30 protein-coding genes are annotated in these 16,903 nt (G+C 67.3%); all 30 read left to right on the top strand.

Annotated features, from left to right (window positions below; all coding sequences use genetic code 11):
• Positions 1-127, top strand: a 127-nt coding sequence (locus CSC62_RS14885) for an EF-Tu C-terminal domain-related protein (protein WP_484573170.1), incomplete at its 5' end; no start/stop codon positions are given.
• Between the two features lie 323 nt (positions 128-450).
• Positions 451-762 (top strand): 30S ribosomal protein S10, encoded by a 312-nt coding sequence (gene rpsJ / locus CSC62_RS14880; protein WP_052630556.1) that lies wholly within the window; start codon positions 451-453, stop codon positions 760-762.
• 11 nt (positions 763-773) lie between these two features.
• On the top strand, positions 774-1,424 hold the full coding sequence (gene rplC / locus CSC62_RS14875) for a 50S ribosomal protein L3 (RefSeq protein ID WP_162407471.1): 651 nt from the start codon (positions 774-776) through the stop codon (positions 1,422-1,424).
• An 11-nt stretch (positions 1,425-1,435) separates the two neighbouring features.
• Positions 1,436-2,041, top strand: a complete 606-nt coding sequence (gene rplD / locus CSC62_RS14870; RefSeq protein ID WP_162407470.1) for a 50S ribosomal protein L4 — start codon at positions 1,436-1,438, stop codon at positions 2,039-2,041.
• Positions 2,038-2,337, top strand: a complete 300-nt coding sequence (gene rplW, locus CSC62_RS14865) for a 50S ribosomal protein L23 (protein ID WP_162407469.1) — start codon at positions 2,038-2,040, stop codon at positions 2,335-2,337. Before rplD ends, rplW begins: the two co-directional genes overlap by 4 nt.
• 10 nt (positions 2,338-2,347) lie before the next feature.
• Positions 2,348-3,175 carry a 50S ribosomal protein L2 gene (gene rplB, locus CSC62_RS14860; protein ID WP_162407468.1) on the top strand — a complete coding sequence of 276 codons (828 nt, stop codon included), beginning with the start codon at positions 2,348-2,350 and terminating at the stop codon, positions 3,173-3,175.
• A 6-nt stretch (positions 3,176-3,181) separates the two neighbouring features.
• Positions 3,182-3,448, top strand: a complete 267-nt coding sequence (gene rpsS, locus CSC62_RS14855) for a 30S ribosomal protein S19 (protein WP_052630548.1) — start codon at positions 3,182-3,184, stop codon at positions 3,446-3,448.
• A 12-nt stretch (positions 3,449-3,460) separates the two neighbouring features.
• Complete coding sequence (gene rplV, locus CSC62_RS14850) at positions 3,461-3,796, top strand: 50S ribosomal protein L22 (RefSeq protein ID WP_028918209.1); 336 nt, start codon at positions 3,461-3,463, stop codon at positions 3,794-3,796.
• Between the two features lies 1 nt (position 3,797).
• Positions 3,798-4,535, top strand: coding sequence for a 30S ribosomal protein S3 (gene rpsC, locus CSC62_RS14845; RefSeq protein WP_162407467.1), 738 nt, complete (start codon positions 3,798-3,800; stop codon positions 4,533-4,535).
• 5 nt (positions 4,536-4,540) lie between these two features.
• Positions 4,541-4,954 (top strand): 50S ribosomal protein L16, encoded by a 414-nt coding sequence (rplP, locus tag CSC62_RS14840; protein ID WP_162407466.1) that lies wholly within the window; start codon positions 4,541-4,543, stop codon positions 4,952-4,954.
• Entirely contained in the window at positions 4,954-5,142 is a 189-nt protein-coding gene (gene rpmC / locus CSC62_RS14835; protein WP_162407465.1) for a 50S ribosomal protein L29, read from the top strand. Before rplP ends, rpmC begins: the two co-directional genes overlap by 1 nt.
• A 12-nt stretch (positions 5,143-5,154) precedes the next feature.
• Entirely contained in the window at positions 5,155-5,421 is a 267-nt protein-coding gene (rpsQ, locus tag CSC62_RS14830) for a 30S ribosomal protein S17 (protein WP_162407464.1), read from the top strand.
• A gap of 14 nt (positions 5,422-5,435) precedes the next feature.
• Positions 5,436-5,804, top strand: coding sequence for a 50S ribosomal protein L14 (rplN, locus tag CSC62_RS14825; protein WP_162407463.1), 369 nt, complete (start codon positions 5,436-5,438; stop codon positions 5,802-5,804).
• A 15-nt stretch (positions 5,805-5,819) separates the two neighbouring features.
• Entirely contained in the window at positions 5,820-6,137 is a 318-nt protein-coding gene (gene rplX, locus CSC62_RS14820) for a 50S ribosomal protein L24 (protein ID WP_162407462.1), read from the top strand.
• Positions 6,138-6,148: 11 nt separating this feature from the next.
• Positions 6,149-6,691 (top strand): 50S ribosomal protein L5, encoded by a 543-nt coding sequence (gene rplE, locus CSC62_RS14815; RefSeq protein ID WP_162407461.1) that lies wholly within the window; start codon positions 6,149-6,151, stop codon positions 6,689-6,691.
• Between the two features lie 11 nt (positions 6,692-6,702).
• The gene (gene rpsN / locus CSC62_RS14810) at positions 6,703-7,008 is read left to right on the top strand and encodes a 30S ribosomal protein S14 (RefSeq protein ID WP_162407460.1); all 306 of its coding nucleotides are present in this window, start codon (positions 6,703-6,705) and stop codon (positions 7,006-7,008) included.
• A gap of 185 nt (positions 7,009-7,193) precedes the next feature.
• Positions 7,194-7,592 (top strand): 30S ribosomal protein S8, encoded by a 399-nt coding sequence (gene rpsH / locus CSC62_RS14805; RefSeq protein WP_162407459.1) that lies wholly within the window; start codon positions 7,194-7,196, stop codon positions 7,590-7,592.
• Positions 7,593-7,611: 19 nt separating this feature from the next.
• Positions 7,612-8,139: a 50S ribosomal protein L6 gene (gene rplF, locus CSC62_RS14800; protein WP_162407458.1), complete on the top strand. Its 528-nt coding sequence runs from the start codon at positions 7,612-7,614 to the stop codon at positions 8,137-8,139.
• A gap of 89 nt (positions 8,140-8,228) precedes the next feature.
• Positions 8,229-8,585, top strand: a complete 357-nt coding sequence (rplR, locus tag CSC62_RS14795) for a 50S ribosomal protein L18 (protein WP_162407457.1) — start codon at positions 8,229-8,231, stop codon at positions 8,583-8,585.
• A 153-nt stretch (positions 8,586-8,738) separates the two neighbouring features.
• Positions 8,739-9,281, top strand: coding sequence for a 30S ribosomal protein S5 (rpsE, locus tag CSC62_RS14790; protein WP_052630523.1), 543 nt, complete (start codon positions 8,739-8,741; stop codon positions 9,279-9,281).
• Positions 9,274-9,465, top strand: coding sequence for a 50S ribosomal protein L30 (rpmD, locus tag CSC62_RS14785; RefSeq protein WP_162407456.1), 192 nt, complete (start codon positions 9,274-9,276; stop codon positions 9,463-9,465). Before rpsE ends, rpmD begins: the two co-directional genes overlap by 8 nt.
• Before the next feature lie 10 nt (positions 9,466-9,475).
• Positions 9,476-9,913, top strand: a complete 438-nt coding sequence (gene rplO, locus CSC62_RS14780; RefSeq protein ID WP_162407455.1) for a 50S ribosomal protein L15 — start codon at positions 9,476-9,478, stop codon at positions 9,911-9,913.
• Positions 9,914-9,920: 7 nt separating this feature from the next.
• Positions 9,921-11,276, top strand: a complete 1,356-nt coding sequence (gene secY / locus CSC62_RS14775) for a preprotein translocase subunit SecY (protein WP_162407454.1) — start codon at positions 9,921-9,923, stop codon at positions 11,274-11,276.
• Between the two features lie 332 nt (positions 11,277-11,608).
• Positions 11,609-11,965 (top strand): 30S ribosomal protein S13, encoded by a 357-nt coding sequence (rpsM, locus tag CSC62_RS14770; protein ID WP_162407453.1) that lies wholly within the window; start codon positions 11,609-11,611, stop codon positions 11,963-11,965.
• A gap of 12 nt (positions 11,966-11,977) precedes the next feature.
• Positions 11,978-12,370 carry a 30S ribosomal protein S11 gene (rpsK, locus tag CSC62_RS14765; RefSeq protein WP_052630513.1) on the top strand — a complete coding sequence of 131 codons (393 nt, stop codon included), beginning with the start codon at positions 11,978-11,980 and terminating at the stop codon, positions 12,368-12,370.
• A 14-nt stretch (positions 12,371-12,384) separates the two neighbouring features.
• The gene (gene rpsD, locus CSC62_RS14760; RefSeq protein WP_162407452.1) at positions 12,385-13,011 is read left to right on the top strand and encodes a 30S ribosomal protein S4; all 627 of its coding nucleotides are present in this window, start codon (positions 12,385-12,387) and stop codon (positions 13,009-13,011) included.
• A gap of 157 nt (positions 13,012-13,168) precedes the next feature.
• Positions 13,169-14,167 (top strand): DNA-directed RNA polymerase subunit alpha, encoded by a 999-nt coding sequence (locus CSC62_RS14755; protein ID WP_162407451.1) that lies wholly within the window; start codon positions 13,169-13,171, stop codon positions 14,165-14,167.
• A gap of 189 nt (positions 14,168-14,356) precedes the next feature.
• Positions 14,357-14,728: a 50S ribosomal protein L17 gene (rplQ, locus tag CSC62_RS14750; protein WP_162407450.1), complete on the top strand. Its 372-nt coding sequence runs from the start codon at positions 14,357-14,359 to the stop codon at positions 14,726-14,728.
• Positions 14,729-14,861: 133 nt separating this feature from the next.
• Positions 14,862-15,380 carry a disulfide bond formation protein B gene (locus CSC62_RS14745; protein WP_162407449.1) on the top strand — a complete coding sequence of 173 codons (519 nt, stop codon included), beginning with the start codon at positions 14,862-14,864 and terminating at the stop codon, positions 15,378-15,380.
• 44 nt (positions 15,381-15,424) lie between these two features.
• Positions 15,425-16,807, top strand: a complete 1,383-nt coding sequence (locus CSC62_RS14740) for a class II 3-deoxy-7-phosphoheptulonate synthase (RefSeq protein ID WP_162407448.1) — start codon at positions 15,425-15,427, stop codon at positions 16,805-16,807.
• Positions 16,808-16,903 lie beyond the last annotated feature (96 nt).

The raw sequence follows: 16,903 nt of genomic DNA, 5'->3' as shown, positions 1-16,903 counted from the left end.
GGGCGACAACGTGAAGATGGTGGTCACGCTGATCAACCCGGTGGCGATGGACGAAGGCCTGCGCTTCGCGATCCGCGAGGGTGGCCGCACCGTCGGCGCCGGCGTCGTGGCCAAGATCATCAAGTAATTCAAGGTTCTACCGACTCCGTCCGGCCTGGGCCGGACGGAGTCCTACAGCGAAAAGAGGCACAGGACGTGCCTCGTGTTCGCCGGACAGGGAAGGGTCGCGTGACGCACCGCGCGTGGCAGCCGCAAGGCTGTTGACGTGCCGTTTTACGCGTTCTATACTTTTCCGTCTGGGCAGGCCGGCTTGCTGGTCTGCCCGCGCTTTTGGGGGTCGCCCAGCGATTCCCGTCCGGCCGGCGACACGGCCAGGGCACACCAGGAACCAACCCGGGGCAGGCATCCCAGAGGCCGAGCCCGTCGCTCTTTTAACGAAGGAACTCCGTCATGGCGGACCAAAAGATCCGGATTCGGCTCAAGGCGTTCGATCACCGTTTGATCGACCGTTCGGCCAGCGAGATCGTCGAGACGGCGAAGAGGACCGGCGCGCAGGTGCGCGGCCCTATTCCGCTGCCGACCAAGATCGAACGTTACACCGTTCTCGTCTCCCCGCATGCCGACAAGGATGCGCGCGACCAGTACGAGACCCGCACGCACAAGCGCGTGCTCGACATCGTCGACCCCAACGACAAGACCGTGGACGCGCTGATGAAGCTCGAACTCGCGGCTGGCGTCGACGTCCAGATCAAGCTCGCCTGAGGACTGCCGACATGACGAAGAAGTATTCGTTGGGTCTGGTCGGCCGCAAGGCCGGCATGAGCCGCGTCTTCACCGAGGATGGCCGTTCCATCCCGGTGACCCTGATCGAGGCCACCCCGAACCGCATCACCCAGATCAAGACCCTCGAGGCCGACGGCTACAGCGCCGTCCAGGTCACGACGGGTACCCGCCGTGCCGCGCTGGTCAACAAGCCGCTGGCCGGGCATTACGCCAAGGCCAAGGTCGAAGCCGGCCGCGGTCTTTGGGAGTTCCGCGTCGCCGACGACAAGCTCGGTGACTTCGCCGTGGGCGGCGAGATCAAGGCCGACATCTTCGAGGTCGGCCAGATCGTCGACGTCCAGGGCGTGACCAAGGGCAAGGGCTTCCAGGGCACGATCAAGCGCCACAACTTCACCATGGGCGACGCCACCCACGGCAACTCGCTGTCGCACCGCTCGCCGGGTTCGATCGGCCAGCGCCAGACGCCGGGCCGCGTGTTCCCGGGCAAGAAGATGTCCGGCCACATGGGCGCCGAGGTTCAGAGCGCGCAGAACCTGGAAGTGGTTCGCGTCGATGCCGAGCGCGGTCTGATCGCTGTTCGCGGCGCCGTCCCGGGTGCCCCGGGTGGCGACGTGGTCGTGCGTCCGGCGAGCAAGGCGTAAGGAGAATCACGATGGAACTCACCATTACGGGTAGCGCCAACAAGCTGTCGGTCTCCGACGCCGTGTTCGGCCGCGATTTCAGCGAGGACCTGGTCCACCAGGTCGTCGTCGCCTACCGCAACGCCGGTCGCGCCGGTACCAAGGCGCAGAAGACCCGCGCCGAGGTCAACGGCACCACCAAGAAGTCGAAGAAGCAGAAGGGCGGCGGCGCGCGTCACGGCGCCCTGACCGCGCCGATCTTCGTCGGCGGCGGCGTGACCTTCGCGGCCAAGCCGCGCAGCTTCGCGCAGAAGGTCAACCGCAAGATGTATCGGGCCGCGATCAGCTCGATCCTGTCCGAGCTCAACCGCCAGGGCCGCCTGAAGGTCGTCGACGCGTTCGACGTCGAGGCCGCCAAGACCAGCGCGCTGGTCGAGAAGCTGGCCGGCTTCGAGCTGGGCCGGCGTCCGCTGATCGTCACCGAGGACGCGTCGGAGAACCTGTTCCTGTCCGCCCGCAACCTGCCGTACGTGCAGGTCCGCGACGTCCAGGGCCTGGATCCGGTCGCCCTGGTCGGCGCCGATTCCGTGCTGATCACCGCCGATGCGGTCAAGAAGGTCGAGGAGTGGCTGGCATGAGCACCAACGAGAAAGTTTTCAGCGTACTGCTGTCGCCGCGCGTGTCCGAGAAGACCGCGCGCCTGCAGGAAGTGAGCAACCAGTACGTGTTCGAGGTTTCGAACGACGCCACCAAGGCCGACGTCAAGGCCGCCGTGGAGCAGCTGTTCGACGTGAAGGTCGAGTCGGTCAACGTCGTCAACGTGAAGGGCAAGAACAAGTCCTTCCGCTTCCGTTCCGGTCGCCGCGGCGACTGGCGTAAGGCGTACGTGCGCCTGGCCGACGGCCAGAGCATCGACGTGTCCGCCAAGGCCTGAGGGTAAACCCATGCCATTGATGAAATTCAAGCCCACCTCCGCCGGCCGCCGTTCCGCGGTCCGCGTGGTCACCCCGGACCTGCACAAGGGTGCTCCGCACGCCGCGCTGGTCGAGAAGCAGAGCAAGTCGGGCGGCCGCAACCACCACGGCCGCATCACCGTCCGCCACGTCGGCGGCGGCCACAAGCAGCACTACCGCCTGATCGACTTCAAGCGGAACAAGGAAGGCATCGTCGCGCGCGTCGAGCGGATCGAGTACGACCCGAACCGCACCGCGCACATCGCCCTGCTGTGCTACGCCGACGGCGAGCGCCGCTACATCATCGCGCCGAAGGGCCTGAAGGCCGGCGACCAGGTGATCGCGGGTTCCGACGCGCCGATCAAGGCCGGCAACACCCTGCCGCTGCGCAACATCCCGGTCGGCACCACGGTGCACTGCATCGAGCTGAAGCCGGGCAAGGGCGCGCAGATCGCGCGTGCCGCCGGCGCCGGCGTGCAGCTGGTCGCCCGCGAGGGCGCCTACGCGCTGCTGCGGCTGCGTTCGGGCGAGATGCGCAAGGTTCCGTCGGAGTGCCGCGCCACCATCGGCGAAGTCGGCAACGACGAGCACAACCTCGAGAAGCTGGGCAAGGCCGGTGCCAAGCGCTGGCGCGGCGTCAAGCCGACCGTCCGCGGCGCGGCGATGAACCCGGTCGACCATCCGCACGGCGGTGGCGAGGCCAAGGCCGGCCAGGGCAACCCGCATCCGGTCACCCCGTGGGGCGTGCCGACCAAGGGTTACAAGACGCGCAAGAACAAGCGCACCCAGCAGTTCATCGTCCGCGATCGTAGGGGCTAATCGACCATGCCACGTTCCCTCAAGAAAGGCCCGTTCGTCGATCACCACCTGGTCAAGAAGGTGGAGGCCGCGGGCGGCACCAAGAAGCCGATCAAGACCTGGTCGCGCCGTTCCATGATCCTGCCGGAAATGGTCGGATTCACCATCGCTGTGCACAACGGCAAGAACCACGTTCCGGTGCTCGTCAACGAGAACATGGTCGGCCACAAGCTCGGCGAATTTGCCGTCACCCGGACCTTCAAGGGTCACGGTGGCGACAAGAAGTCGAAGTAAGGAGAGATGACCATGGAAGCGAAAGCCATCCTGCGCACCGCGCGCATCTCCCCTCAGAAGGCCCGCCTGGTCGCCGATCAGGTGCGTGGCCTGCCGGCCGAACGCGCCGTCAACCTGCTGAAGTTCTCCGACAAGAAGGCCGCCGCCCTGATCAAGAAGGTCGTCGAGTCCGCCATTGCCAATGCCGAGAACAACCAGGGCGCCGACGTCGACGCGCTGAAGGTCAAGACCATCATGGTCGACGAGGGCCCGACCCTGAAGCGCTTCATGGCGCGTGCGAAGGGCCGCGGCACCCGCATCCTCAAGCGGACCAGCCACATCACCGTCGTCGTGGGAGAGGGCAAGTAATATGGGTCACAAAGTTCATCCCACCGGTATCCGCCTGGGCATCGCCAAGGACTGGAACTCCAAGTGGTACGCCGGCAAGGGCGAGTACGCCCAGTACCTGGCTGCCGACCTGAAGGTCCGCGAGATGCTGCGCAAGAAGCTGGCCCAGGCCGGCATCAGCCGCATCCTGATCGAGCGCCCGGCCAAGACCGCCCGCGTCACCATCCACACCGCCCGCCCGGGCGTGGTGATCGGCAAGCGCGGTGAGGACATCGAGAAGCTGCGCAAGGAAGTCAGCGCGCTGATGGGCGTCCCGGCGCACATCAACGTGACCGAGGTCCGCAAGCCGGAGCTCGACGCGCAGCTGGTCGCCGAGTCGATCGCCCAGCAGCTGGAGCGCCGCATCATGTTCCGCCGCGCGATGAAGCGCGCCGTCGGCAACGCGATGCGCCTCGGCGCCCTGGGCATCAAGGTCAACGTCGCCGGCCGCCTGAACGGCGCCGAGATCGCCCGTTCGGAGTGGTACCGCGAAGGTCGCGTGCCGCTGCATACCCTGCGCGCGGACATCGACTACGGGTTTGCCGAGGCTCACACCACCTACGGCGTGATCGGCATCAAGGTATGGGTCTACAAGGGCGAGGTCTTCGACTTCTCCCAGGTCGGACAGGAGAAGCAGGAAGAAGCCAGCAGCCCGCGCGCCGAGCGTGGTGACCGCGGCGACCGCGAGCGTCCCTCCCGTCCCGCACGTGAAGCGAGGTAACGGCGATGTTGCAACCCAAGCGAACCAAGTTCCGCAAGCAGTTCAAGGGCCGTAACGAGGGCCTGAGCTGGAGCGCCAACGCCGTGTCCTTCGGCGAGTACGGCCTGAAGGCGACCGCCCACGGCCGCCTGACCGCCCGCCAGATCGAGGCCGCGCGCCGCACCATCAGCCGCTACGTCAAGCGCGGCGGCAAGATGTGGATCCGCGTGTTCCCCGACAAGCCGATCACCCAGAAGCCGATCGAGGTCCGCATGGGCTCGGGCAAGGGCAGCGTCGAGTACTGGGTCGCCCAGATCCAGCCCGGCCGCATGATCTATGAAATCGAGGGTGTGCCGGAGGAGCAGGCGCGCGAGGCGTTCCGCCTGGCGGCCGCCAAGCTCTCGGTCACCACCACCTTCGTGACCCGCACGGTGCGCTAATGGCTACGATCAACGAACTCCGTGAAAAGTCGTCCGACGACCTGAAGGCCCACCTGCTCGACCTGCGCAAGGAGCAGTTCTCCCTGCGCATGCAGCGGGCGACCGGTCAGCTGACGAAGACCCACGAAACCCGCCGGGTGCGCCGCGAGATCGCGCGCGTGAAGACCCTGCTCGGCAGCAACAAGTAAGGGATCGCAGCGATGAGCGACGACAACAACAAGCAGGTCCGCACGGTCGAAGGCCGGGTGGTCAGCAACAAGATGGACAAGACGGTGACCGTCCTGGTCGAACGTCAGGTCAAGCACGCCCTGTACGGCAAGTACATCAAGCGCTCGACCAAGCTCCACGCCCACGATGCGGACAACAGCTGCAAAGAGGGCGACGTGGTGCGCGTGACCGAGATCGCGCCGCTGTCCAAGACCAAGAACTGGCGCGTGGTGGAAATCGTCACCCGCGCGGCCGAATAAGGGAGATCTGAATCATGATCCAGATGCAGAGCTACCTCGACGTGGCCGACAACTCCGGCGCCAAGGAGCTGATGTGCATCAAGGTGCTGGGCGGCTCCAAGCGCCGTTACGCAGGCATCGGCGACATCATCAAGGTGACCGTCAAGGACGCGATCCCGCGCGGCAAGGTCAAGAAGGGCGAAGTCTACGACGCCGTCGTGGTCCGCACCCGCAAGGGTGTGCGTCGCGCCGACGGCTCGCTGATCCGCTTCGAGGGCAACGCCGCCGTCCTGCTGAACAACAAGCAGGAGCCGATCGGCACCCGTATCTTCGGACCGGTGACCCGCGAACTGCGTTCCGAGAAGTTCATGAAGATCGTCTCGCTCGCGCCTGAAGTGCTCTGAGCGGAGGAAGCAGACATGGCAAACCGTATCAAGAAGGGCGACCAGGTGGTCGTCACCACCGGCAAGGACAAGGGCAAGCAGGGCGAGGTTGTGCGCGTGGACGGCGACCGTGTGGTCGTCTCCAACGTCAACCTGGTCAAGCGGCACACCAAGCCGAACCCGCAGGCGGGCGTCGCCGGCGGCGTGGTCGAGCGCGAAGCCTCGATCCACATTTCCAACGTCATGCCGCTCAACCCCGCCACCGGCAAGGGCGAGCGCATCGGTTTCAAGGTCCTGGAGGATGGACGCAAACTGCGTGTGTTCCGCTCCAGTGGTGAGGCGCTCGACGCCTGAGGAATGAAGCAATGACCACGCGGCTCGAAAAGATCTACAAGGAACAGGTTGTGCCGGCTCTCATGGAGAAGTTCGGTTACACCAATCCGATGGAAGTGCCCAAGCTCGTCAAGATCACGCTGAACATGGGCGTGGGCGAGGCGGCTGCCAACAAGAAGGTGCTGGAAAACGCCGTCGCCGACCTGACCAAGATCTCCGGCCAGAAGCCGGTGACCACCAAGGCCCGGGTCTCGGTGGCCTCGTTCAAGATCCGCGACGGCTGGCCGATCGGCTGCAAGGTGACCTTGCGCCGTCACCAGATGTTCGAGTTCCTGGACCGCCTGATCAGCGTCTCGCTGCCGCGCGTGCGCGACTTCCGCGGCGTGTCCGGCCGTTCGTTCGACGGCCGCGGCAACTTCAACATGGGCGTGAAGGAACAGATCATCTTCCCGGAAATCGACTTCGACGCGATCGATGCGACCCGCGGCATGGATATCGCCATCACCACCACCGCCAAGACCGACGCCGAAGCCAAGGCGCTGCTCGAGGCGTTCAAGTTCCCGTTCCGCAACTAAGGGTTAGAGACATGGCAAAGACCTCCATGGTCAACCGCGACGCGAAGCGGGAGAAGCTGGCCAAGAAGTACGCGGCCAAGCGCGACGCCCTGAAGAAGGTCGTCTCCTCGCAGACCGCCTCGTACGAGGAGAAGATCGAGGCGGCGACCAAGCTGGCCAAGCTGCCGCGCGACTCCTCGCCGAGCCGCCAGCGCAACCGCTGCGAACTGTCGGGCCGCCCGCGTGGCGTGTACCGCAAGTTCGGCCTGGGCCGCAACAAGCTGCGCGAAGCCACCATGCGCGGCGACGTGCCGGGCCTGCGCAAGGCCAGCTGGTAAGAGGGCGGGGCGGCCTCCGGGTCGTCCGTCCCGCGCTGTATCCGGCAAACCGGCCCACGCGGCCGGTTTTCCTGCTATGATTCCGCGCTTCCCCGGGCCGACCGGGATGCGACAGGGTCCCGGCCCCTCCCGGGAACAATCCAGATTTCGCGAAAGCGGATATCGGTGCACTCAAGGAACCATTCATGAGCATGACTGATCCCATCGCCGACATGCTGGTCCGCATCAAGAATGCGGCCGCTGTGGGCAAGCAGACGGTGAAGCTGCCGTCCTCCAAGATCAAGGTCGCCATCGCCAACGTCCTCAAGGACGAGGGCTACATCTCGGACCTGCGCGTGACCCAGGGCGAGAACAACAAGGCCGAACTCGAGATCGTGCTGAAGTACTTCGAGGGCCGCCCGGTCATCGAGCAGCTCAAGCGCGCCTCGCGCTCGGGCCTGCGCCTGTACCGCGGCAAGAGCGAGCTGCCGAAGGTCCTCGGCGGCCTCGGCGTGGCCATCATCTCCACCTCCCAGGGCATCATGACCGACAAGCAGGCGCGCAACGCCGGCGTGGGCGGCGAAGTCCTGTGCTACGTGGCCTAATCGAAGGAGTACGACGACCATGTCCCGCGTAGCCAAGAAGCCGATCGCCCTGCCCAAGGGCGTCGAACTGAACATCCAGGACACCAGCGTCAGCGCCAAGGGTCCGAAGGGCACCCTGTCGCTGGCCAAGCCGGCCGGCGTTCAGATCGCCGTCGAGGACGGCAACGCCGTGCTGTCGGCCAACGACGCCTCGCTGGTCCCGCTGACCGGCACCGTGCGCGCCATCCTGGCCAACATGGTCAAGGGCGTGTCGGAAGGCTTCGAGCGCAAGCTCGAGCTGGTTGGCGTGGGTTACCGCGCCGCGATGCAGGGCAAGGACCTGAGCCTGTCGCTCGGTTTCTCGCACCCGGTCGTGTTCCAGGCGCCGGAAGGCATCACCCTGGCCACCCCGACCCAGACCGAGATCCTGGTCCAGGGTGCGGACAAGCAGCGCGTCGGCGAAGTCGCGGCCAAGATCCGCGGTTTCCGCCCGCCGGAGCCCTACAAGGGCAAGGGCGTGAAGTACTCCGACGAAGTCATCATTCGCAAGGAAGCCAAGAAGGCGTAATGCCGGCCTCCCGCCGGAAGCCTGGCCACCCGTGGCCGGGCCTCCAGGGGAGACAGGCCCAAGCCGATCCGCTTTCGAGGACACAGACCATGAGCATCAAGAACGACGCCCGCCTGCGCCGCGCCAAGTCCACCCGCGCCCACATCCGCAAGCTCGGCGTGCCGCGCCTGTCGGTGCTGCGCACCGGCCAGCACCTGTACGCCCAGCTGTTCACCGCCGACGGCGCCAAGGTGATCGCCGCCGCCAACACCCTGCAGGCCGACGTCAAGGACGGCCTGAAGAGCAGCAAGAACACCGACGCGGCCGCCAAGGTCGGCAAGCTGATCGCCGAGCGCGCCAAGGCCGCGGGCATCGAGAAGGTCGCCTTCGACCGCTCGGGCTACCGCTTCCACGGCCGCATCAAGGCGCTGGCCGACGCCGCCCGCGAAGGCGGCCTGCAGTTCTGATCCCCCGCGGCCCGCTTCGGCGGGCCCGGCCTGCCGGCGCAGGTGGCGCCGGGCGCCGTCCTCCTTCTGCGGGGACGTGACGCTGCACCGCGACAGCCCACAACCATAAGCGGCCGCGAGCCGTACATCCCTACACACCTAAGGAATACGAAGATGGCAGAAGAGCGTCAGCCGCGGGGTCGCGATCGCGACCGCAACCGCGAAGAAAAGGTCGACGACGGCATGATCGAGAAGCTGGTCGCGGTCAATCGCGTCAGCAAGACCGTCAAGGGCGGTCGCCAGTTCACCTTCACCGCGCTGACCGTGGTCGGCGACGGCGACGGCAAGGTCGGCTTCGGCTACGGCAAGGCCCGCGAGGTCCCGGTGGCCATCCAGAAGTCGATGGAGTACGCGCGCAAGGGCATGCTCAACGTCGACCTGAACAACGGCACCCTGTGGCACCCGGTCAAGGCCGGCCACGGCGCGGCCCGCGTGTTCATGCAGCCGGCCTCGGAAGGTACCGGCGTGATCGCCGGCGGCGCCATGCGCGCCGTGCTGGAAGCGGTCGGCGTGAAGAACGTGCTGGCCAAGGCCGTCGGTTCGCGCAACCCGATCAACCTGGTCCGCGCCACGCTGAAGGGCCTGGAAGCCATGCAGTCGCCGACCCGCATCGCGGCCAAGCGCGGCAAGAAGGCGGAGGAACTCCTCAATGGCTAACGAGTCCAACAAGACCGTCAAGGTGCGCCTGGTGCGCGGCCTGCGCGGCACCCAGTCCCGCCACCGCCTGTCGGTGAAGGCCCTGGGCCTGAACAAGCTCAACGACGTGCGCGAGCTGAAGGACAGCCCGCAGGTCCGCGGTCTGATCAACCAGCTGCACTATCTGGTGCGGGTCGAGGACTAAGGAGAACACCATGCGTCTCAACACTCTCAAGCCCGCCGAGGGCGCCCGCCAGGAACGCACCCGCGTCGGTCGCGGCATCGGTTCGGGCCTCGGCAAGACCGCGGGCCGCGGCCACAAGGGTTCGTTCGCGCGCGCCGGCAAGGGCAAGATCAAGGCCGGCTTCGAAGGCGGCCAGACCCCGATGCAGCGCCGCCTGCCGAAGATCGGCTTCCGCTCGCTGTCGGCCAAGGACACCGCCGAGGTGCTGCTGTACAAGCTGGCCCTGGTCGAGGGCGACACCGTCGACTTCGCCGCGCTGAAGGCGGCCAAGCTGGTCCCCTCCACCGCCAAGCGCGCCAAGATCGTCAAGAAGGGCGAGCTGTCGCGCAAGCTGGTGATCAAGGGCGTGCAGCTGACCGCGGGCGCCAAGGCCGCGGTGGAAGCCGCCGGCGGCAGCATCGAGGAGTAATCGGCACATGGCGCAAGCTGGCATCGGCAATCTCGGCAGCGGCCTGGGCAAGTTCACCGAACTTCGCCAGCGCCTGCTGTTCGTGCTGGGTGCGTTGATCGTCTACCGGATCGGCTGCTTCGTGCCGGTGCCGGGCGTCAACCCCGATGCCATGCTCGCCATGATGCAGGCGCAGGGCGGCGGCATCGTGGACATGTTCAACATGTTCTCGGGCGGCGCCCTGCACCGCTTCAGCATCTTCGCGCTGAACGTGATGCCGTACATCTCGGCGTCGATCGTGATGCAGCTGGCCGTGCACATCTTCCCGGCGCTGAAGTCGCTGCAGAAGGAAGGCGAGTCCGGCCGCCGCAAGATCACCCAGTACTCGCGCATCGGCGCGGTGCTGCTGGCGGTGGTGCAGGGCGGCAGCATCGCCCTGGCGCTGCAGAACCAGGTCGCCCCGGGCGGCATGCCGGTGGTTTACGCGCCGGGCACCGGCTTCGTCCTGACCGCCGTGGTCGCGCTGACCGCCGGCACCATCTTCCTGATGTGGATCGGCGAGCAGGTGACCGAGCGCGGCATCGGCAACGGCGTGTCGCTGATCATCTTCGCCGGCATCGTCGCCGGCCTGCCGGGCGCGGTGATCCAGACGATCGAGGCCTACCGCGGCGGCAGCATGAACTTCCTGACCCTGCTGCTGATCGTGGCGGTGGTGCTGGCGTTCACCTGGTTCGTGGTGTTCGTCGAGCGCGGCCAGCGCCGGATCACGGTCAACTACGCGCGCCGCCAGGGCGGTCGCAACGCGTACATGAACCAGACCTCGTTCCTGCCGCTGAAGCTCAACATGTCCGGCGTGATCCCCGCGATCTTCGCCTCCAGCATCCTGGCCTTCCCGGCGACGCTGAGCATGTGGTCCGGCCAGGCCACCTCGGCCACCTGGCTGCAGCGCGTGTCCAACGCGCTGGCCCCGGGCGAGCCGCTGCACATGATCGTGTTCGCCGCGCTGATCACCGGTTTCGCGTTCTTCTACACCGCGCTGGTGTTCAACTCGCAGGAAACCGCGGACAACCTGAAGAAGTCCGGCGCGCTGATCCCGGGCATCCGCCCGGGCAAGGCCACGGCCGACTACATCGACGGCGTGCTGACCCGGCTGACCGCCGCCGGCGCCGCCTACCTGGTGATCGTCTGCCTGCTGCCGGAAGTGATGCGCACCCAGCTGGGCACCTCGTTCTACTTCGGCGGCACCTCCTTGCTGATCGTGGTGGTGGTGGTGATGGACTTCATCGCCCAGATCCAGGCCCACCTGATGTCGCACCAGTACGAGAGCCTGTTGAAGAAGGCCAACCTGAAGGGCGGTTCGCGCGGCGGTCTCGCCCGCGGCTGACCTGAATACCCAAGCCCGGCGGACCCATTCCGCCGGCAAGCCGGTCCATCGGACCGGATCTTCCAGAAATGGGCGGCCCGTGCGACGTCTCGCGCGCGGGTGAGACACTGCGGTGCCGCGCTGGAGTAGCGCGGCCGGCGGATCCGGGCAACCGGGGCCGTCAGCGGAGTCCGGCGCCGGAGCATGGGCACACTCCCCATGCCGGGTCCAGGGCCTTGTGGCCCCGGGCTTCCAAGTAATCCGAGACATTGATAGAATTCGCAGTTCACTTTTGAACCAATCCTGTCGGGCGTGCCGAGCGCGTTCCGACCCTCAAGTTTGGAGATCGCGTCATGGCGCGTATTGCAGGCGTCAACCTGCCGACCCAGAAGCACGTCTGGGTAGGGTTGCAGAGCATTTTTGGCATCGGCCGCACCCGGTCGAAGAAGGTTTGCGAGGCCGCTGGCGTGGCTTCGACGACCAAGATCCGTGACCTGTCCGAGCCGGAAGTCGAGCGCCTGCGCGCCGAGGTCGGCAAGTACGTGGTCGAAGGCGACCTGCGTCGCGAAATCGGCATCGCCATCAAGCGTCTGATGGACCTGGGCTGCTACCGCGGCCTGCGCCATCGTCGCGGCCTGCCCCTGCGCGGCCAGCGCACCCGCACCAACGCCCGCACCCGCAAGGGTCCGCGCAAGGCGATCAGGAAGTAAGGGATACCGACCATGGCTAAGCCGGCAGCATCCAAGACCAAGAAGAAGATCAAGCGCGTCGTCACCGACGGCATCGCCCACGTCCACGCTTCTTTCAACAACACCATCGTGACCATCACCGACCGCCAGGGCAACGCCCTGTCGTGGGCGACCTCGGGCGGCGCGGGCTTCCGCGGTTCGCGCAAGTCGACCCCGTTCGCGGCGCAGGTCGCCGCCGAGAAGGCCGGCAAGGCCGCGCTCGACTACGGCGTGAAGTCGCTGGAGGTCCGCATCAAGGGACCGGGCCCGGGCCGTGAATCGGCCGTGCGCTCGCTCAACAATGTGGGCTACAAGATCACCAACATCATCGACGTGACGCCGATCCCGCACAACGGGTGCCGTCCGCCGAAGAAGCGTCGCGTCTAAGGGGGCGATAAAAAATGGCTCGTTATATCGGTCCTACCTGTAAGCTCGCGCGCCGCGAAGGCGCCGACCTGTCGCTCAAGAGCCCGGCCCGTGCGCTGGACTCCAAGTGCAAGCTGGAGCAGAAGCCCGGCCAGCACGGCGCCGCCCGCAAGGGCAAGCTCTCCGACTACGCCACCCAGCTGCGCGAGAAGCAGAAGGTCAAGCGCATCTACGGCCTGCTGGAGCGCCAGTTCCGCAACTACTACAAGAAGGCCTCGACCAAGAAGGGCAACACCGGCGAGAACCTGCTGCAGCTGCTGGAAACCCGCCTGGACAACGTCATCTACCGCATGGGCTTCGCCGTGACCCGTCCGGCCGCCCGCCAGCTGGTCAGCCACCGCGGCGTGCTGGTCAACGGCAAGCCGGTGAACCTGCCGTCGTACCAGGTCAAGGCCGGCGACGCGATCGCGCTGTCGGAGAAGGCCCAGAAGCAGCTGCGCGTCCAGGAAGCCCTGACCGTCGCCGAGCAGCACGACCTGAACCCGTCCTGGGTCGAGGTCGATGCCAAGAAGTTCGCCGGCGTGTTCAAGGCCGTGCCGGACCGTGCCGACCTGCCGGCCGACATCAACGAAGCGCTGATCGTCGAGTTGTACTCGAAGTAACAGTGGCAGGCAGCCGCGCCCCCAGGGGCGCGGCGCCGTATTCCACCTCCGGCCGGATCGCGTCGCCCCGCCTTCCGGCCGCCCCCGGACGACGGGGCCACACATCAGGGCCGGCGGTTCCCCCGGATCGTCGGTTCATTGCAGGAGAATCCGCAACATGACGGTTACCGCCAACCAGGTCCTGCGTCCCCGCGGACCGCAGATCGAACGCCTCACCGACAATCGCGCCAAGATCGTGATCGAGCCGCTCGAGCGCGGCTACGGCCACACGCTGGGCAACGCGCTGCGCCGCGTCCTGCTGTCCTCGATCCCGGGCTTCGCGATCACCGAGGTCGAGATCGACGGCGTGCTGCACGAGTACACCACGGTGGAAGGCCTGCAGGAGGACGTGCTGGAAGTCCTGCTGAACCTCAAGGACGTCGCCATCCGCATGCACAGCGGCGAAAGCTCCACCCTGAGCCTGTCCAAGCAGGGCCCGGGCGTGGTCACCGCCGGCGACATCAAGACCGACCACAACGTCGAGATCCTCAATCCCGACCACGTGATCTGCCACCTGACCAAGGACACGGCGCTGAACATGCGCCTGAAGATCGAGCGTGGCTTCGGCTACCAGCCGGCGACCTCGCGCCGCCGTCCGGACGAGGAGAGCCGTGCGATCGGCCGCCTGGTCCTGGATGCCTCGTTCTCGCCGGTCCGCCGCGTCGCCTACGCGGTGGAAGCCGCGCGCGTCGAGCAGCGCACCGATCTGGACAAGCTGGTCATCGACATCGAGACCAACGGCACCATCGACGCCGAGGAAGCCGTGCGCACCGCCGCCGACATCCTCAGCGACCAGCTGTCGGTGTTCGGCGACTTCACCCACCGCGACCGCGGCGCGGCCAAGCCGACCCCGGCCGGCGTGGACCCGGTGCTGCTGCGCCCGATCGACGACCTGGAGCTGACCGTGCGTTCGGCCAACTGCCTGAAGGCCGAGAGCATCTACTACATCGGCGACCTGATCCAGAAGACCGAGGTCGAGCTGCTCAAGACCCCGAACTTGGGCAAGAAGTCGCTGACCGAGATCAAGGAAGTCCTCGCCCAGCGCGGCCTGTCCCTCGGCATGAAGCTCGAGAACTGGCCGCCGGCCGGCGTCGCCGCCCACGGGATGCTCGGCTGATAGTGGAAACACCGCTTCCGCGTCCACGGCGACGCGGAGGCGTTCAAGCGCCGACGGGCCCCAGAAGGCCCGCGGCGACTCTCCGGCCAGGGAGGCCGGACCGGGCCAGCGCAGTCCACGGCAACACCGCCAGGATGGCGACAGCGATCCACAACGACCCATCATTGAACCGATAAAGGACACACCGTCATGCGCCACCAGAAAGCCGGCCGCAAGTTCAGCCGCACCAGCGCCCACCGCGAAGCGATGTTCAAGAACATGGCCGCCTCGCTGTTCAAGCACGAGCTGATCAAGACCACCCTGCCCAAGGCCAAGGAGCTGCGCCGCGTCGCCGAGCCGCTGATCACCCTGGCCAAGGTCGACAACGTCGCCAACCGCCGCCTGGCCTTCGCGCGCCTGCGCGACAAGGAAGCGGTGGGCAACCTGTTCACCATGCTGGGCCCGCGTTACCAGGCCCGTCCGGGCGGCTACCTGCGCATCCTCAAGTGCGGCTTCCGCGCCGGCGACAACGCGCCGATGGCCTACGTCGAGCTGGTCGACCGCCCGCAGGCGGCCGAGTAAGCCGCGAGCGCATCGCGACGCCACGAAGACCCCGGCCCCGCGCCGGGGTTTTTCGTTTCAGCTGCCACGGTTACCTTGCCGCCGCCGATGGGGAATAATCGGGACTTCCGCAGCTTCCCGGCCGTTCCCGTCGATGAATCCCTTCCGCTGGAGTTTCCGCGCGCAGTTCCTCGCCGGTTTCCTGGGCTGCGCGGCCCTGATCGGCTACGCGATCTACACCCAGCTCTACCAAGGCCTGGAACCGTGCCCGCTGTGCATCTTCCAGCGCCTGGCCTATGCGGCGCTGGGGCTGGTGTTCCTGGCCGGCGGACTGCACGCCCCGCGCGGCGCGGGCGGGCGGAAGGCCTACGGCGTGCTGGTGGCGCTCGCCTCGCTGGTCGGCATCGGCATCGCCGGCCGGCATGTCTGGCTGCAGCTGCAGCCGGCCGGTACCGCGCCGTCCTGCGGCCCGCCGCTGTCGTTCCTGCAGGAAACCCTGGGTCCGCTGGAACTGGTGCGCAAGGTCCTCACCGGCACCGGCGATTGCGGCACCGTGGACTGGACCCTGCTGGGCATCAGCATGCCGGGCTGGAGCCTGATCGGCTTCGTCCTGCTGGCCGGCTGGGGCCTGCTGGCCGCGTTCCAGCGCCGCAAGGGCCGCAGCCGGCTCTGATCCGCATCGATCCCGACCACGCGTCACCCCGACGAGCCACCGCCATGAGCACCCCCGAGCGCAGCCTGCATCCCGTCAACCTGGCCGACGACTGGGCGCCGGACAGCTGGCGTGGCCGCCCGGCGCTGCAGCTGCCGCAGTACCCGGACCCGGGCGCGCTGGACGCGGCGCTGGCGGAGCTGCGCCGGCTGCCGCCGCTGGTGACCTCGTGGGAGATCTTCGCGCTGAAGAAGCAGATCGCCGAGGCCCAGGAGGGCCGGCGCTTCCTGCTCCAGGGCGGCGACTGCGCGGAGAACTTCGGCGACTGCGAATCGGGCACGATCTCCAACCGGCTCAAGGTGCTGCTGCAGATGAGCCTGGTGCTGGTCCACGGCCTGCGCCTGCCGGTGGTGCGGGTCGGCCGCTTCGCCGGCCAGTACGCCAAGCCGCGCTCGGCCGACATGGAGACCCGTGGCGAGGTCAGCCTGCCCAGCTACCGCGGCGACGTGGTCAACGGCCCGGAGTTCACCGCCGCCGCGCGGGTGCCCGATCCGCAAAGGATGATCACCGCGCACGCGCGCTCGGCGATGACCATGAACTTCGTCCGCGCGCTGATCGACGGCGGCTTCGCCGACCTGCACCATCCCGAGTACTGGAACCTGAGCTGGGTCGGCTGCTCGCCGCTGGCCGAGGACTACCAGAAGATGGTGAACTCGATCGGCGACGCGGTGCGTTTCATGGAGACGCTGGCCGGGGCCGAGGTCCACAACCTCAACCGGATCGACTTCTACACCTCGCACGAAGCCCTGCTGCTGCCGTACGAGGAGGCGCTGACCCGGCAGGTGCCGCGGCAATGGGGCTGGTTCAACCTGTCCACCCATTACCCGTGGATCGGCATGCGTACCGCCGCGCTGGACGGCGCGCACGTGGAGTACTTCCGCGGCATCCGCAATCCGGTGGCGATCAAGGTCGGGCCGTCGGTGCACCCGGACCAGCTGCTGCGCCTGATCGACGTGCTCAATCCCGAGGACGAGCCGGGCCGGCTGACCTTCATCCACCGCATGGGCGCGGCCCAGATCGCCGAGAAGCTGCCGCCCCTGCTCGAGGCGGTGCGCCGCGACGGCCGCCGGGTGCTGTGGGTGTGCGACGCCATGCACGGCAACACCGAGAGCACCGCCAACGGCTACAAGACCCGGCGCTTCGCCAACGTCCTGGGCGAGGTGGAGCAGTCCTTCGACCTGCATGCGGCCGCCGGCACCCGCCTGGGCGGCGTGCACCTGGAGCTGACCGGCGAGGACGTCACCGAGTGCACCGGCGGCGCGCGCGAGCTGACCGAGACCGATCTGGAACGGGCTTACCGCTCCAGCGTCGATCCGCGCCTGAACTACGAGCAGTCGCTGGAGATCGCCATGGCGATCGTGCGCAAGCAGGGCCAGCGGCAGGCCTGAGCGCCGCCGCTGCGGATCCGTCACGCGCGACCTGGCACGATCAAGCCTCCGTCCACCCTGCGCCGGACCCGATCCGACTGGTGAAGCGCTCCGGCC

Origin of the sequence: Pseudoxanthomonas jiangsuensis (assembly GCF_010093185.1) — a bacterium.
Classification (GTDB): domain Bacteria; phylum Pseudomonadota; class Gammaproteobacteria; order Xanthomonadales; family Xanthomonadaceae; genus Pseudoxanthomonas; species Pseudoxanthomonas jiangsuensis.
Note: the sequence above shows the minus strand (reverse complement) of the source record. Positions and strands in the feature narration are given on the sequence as shown.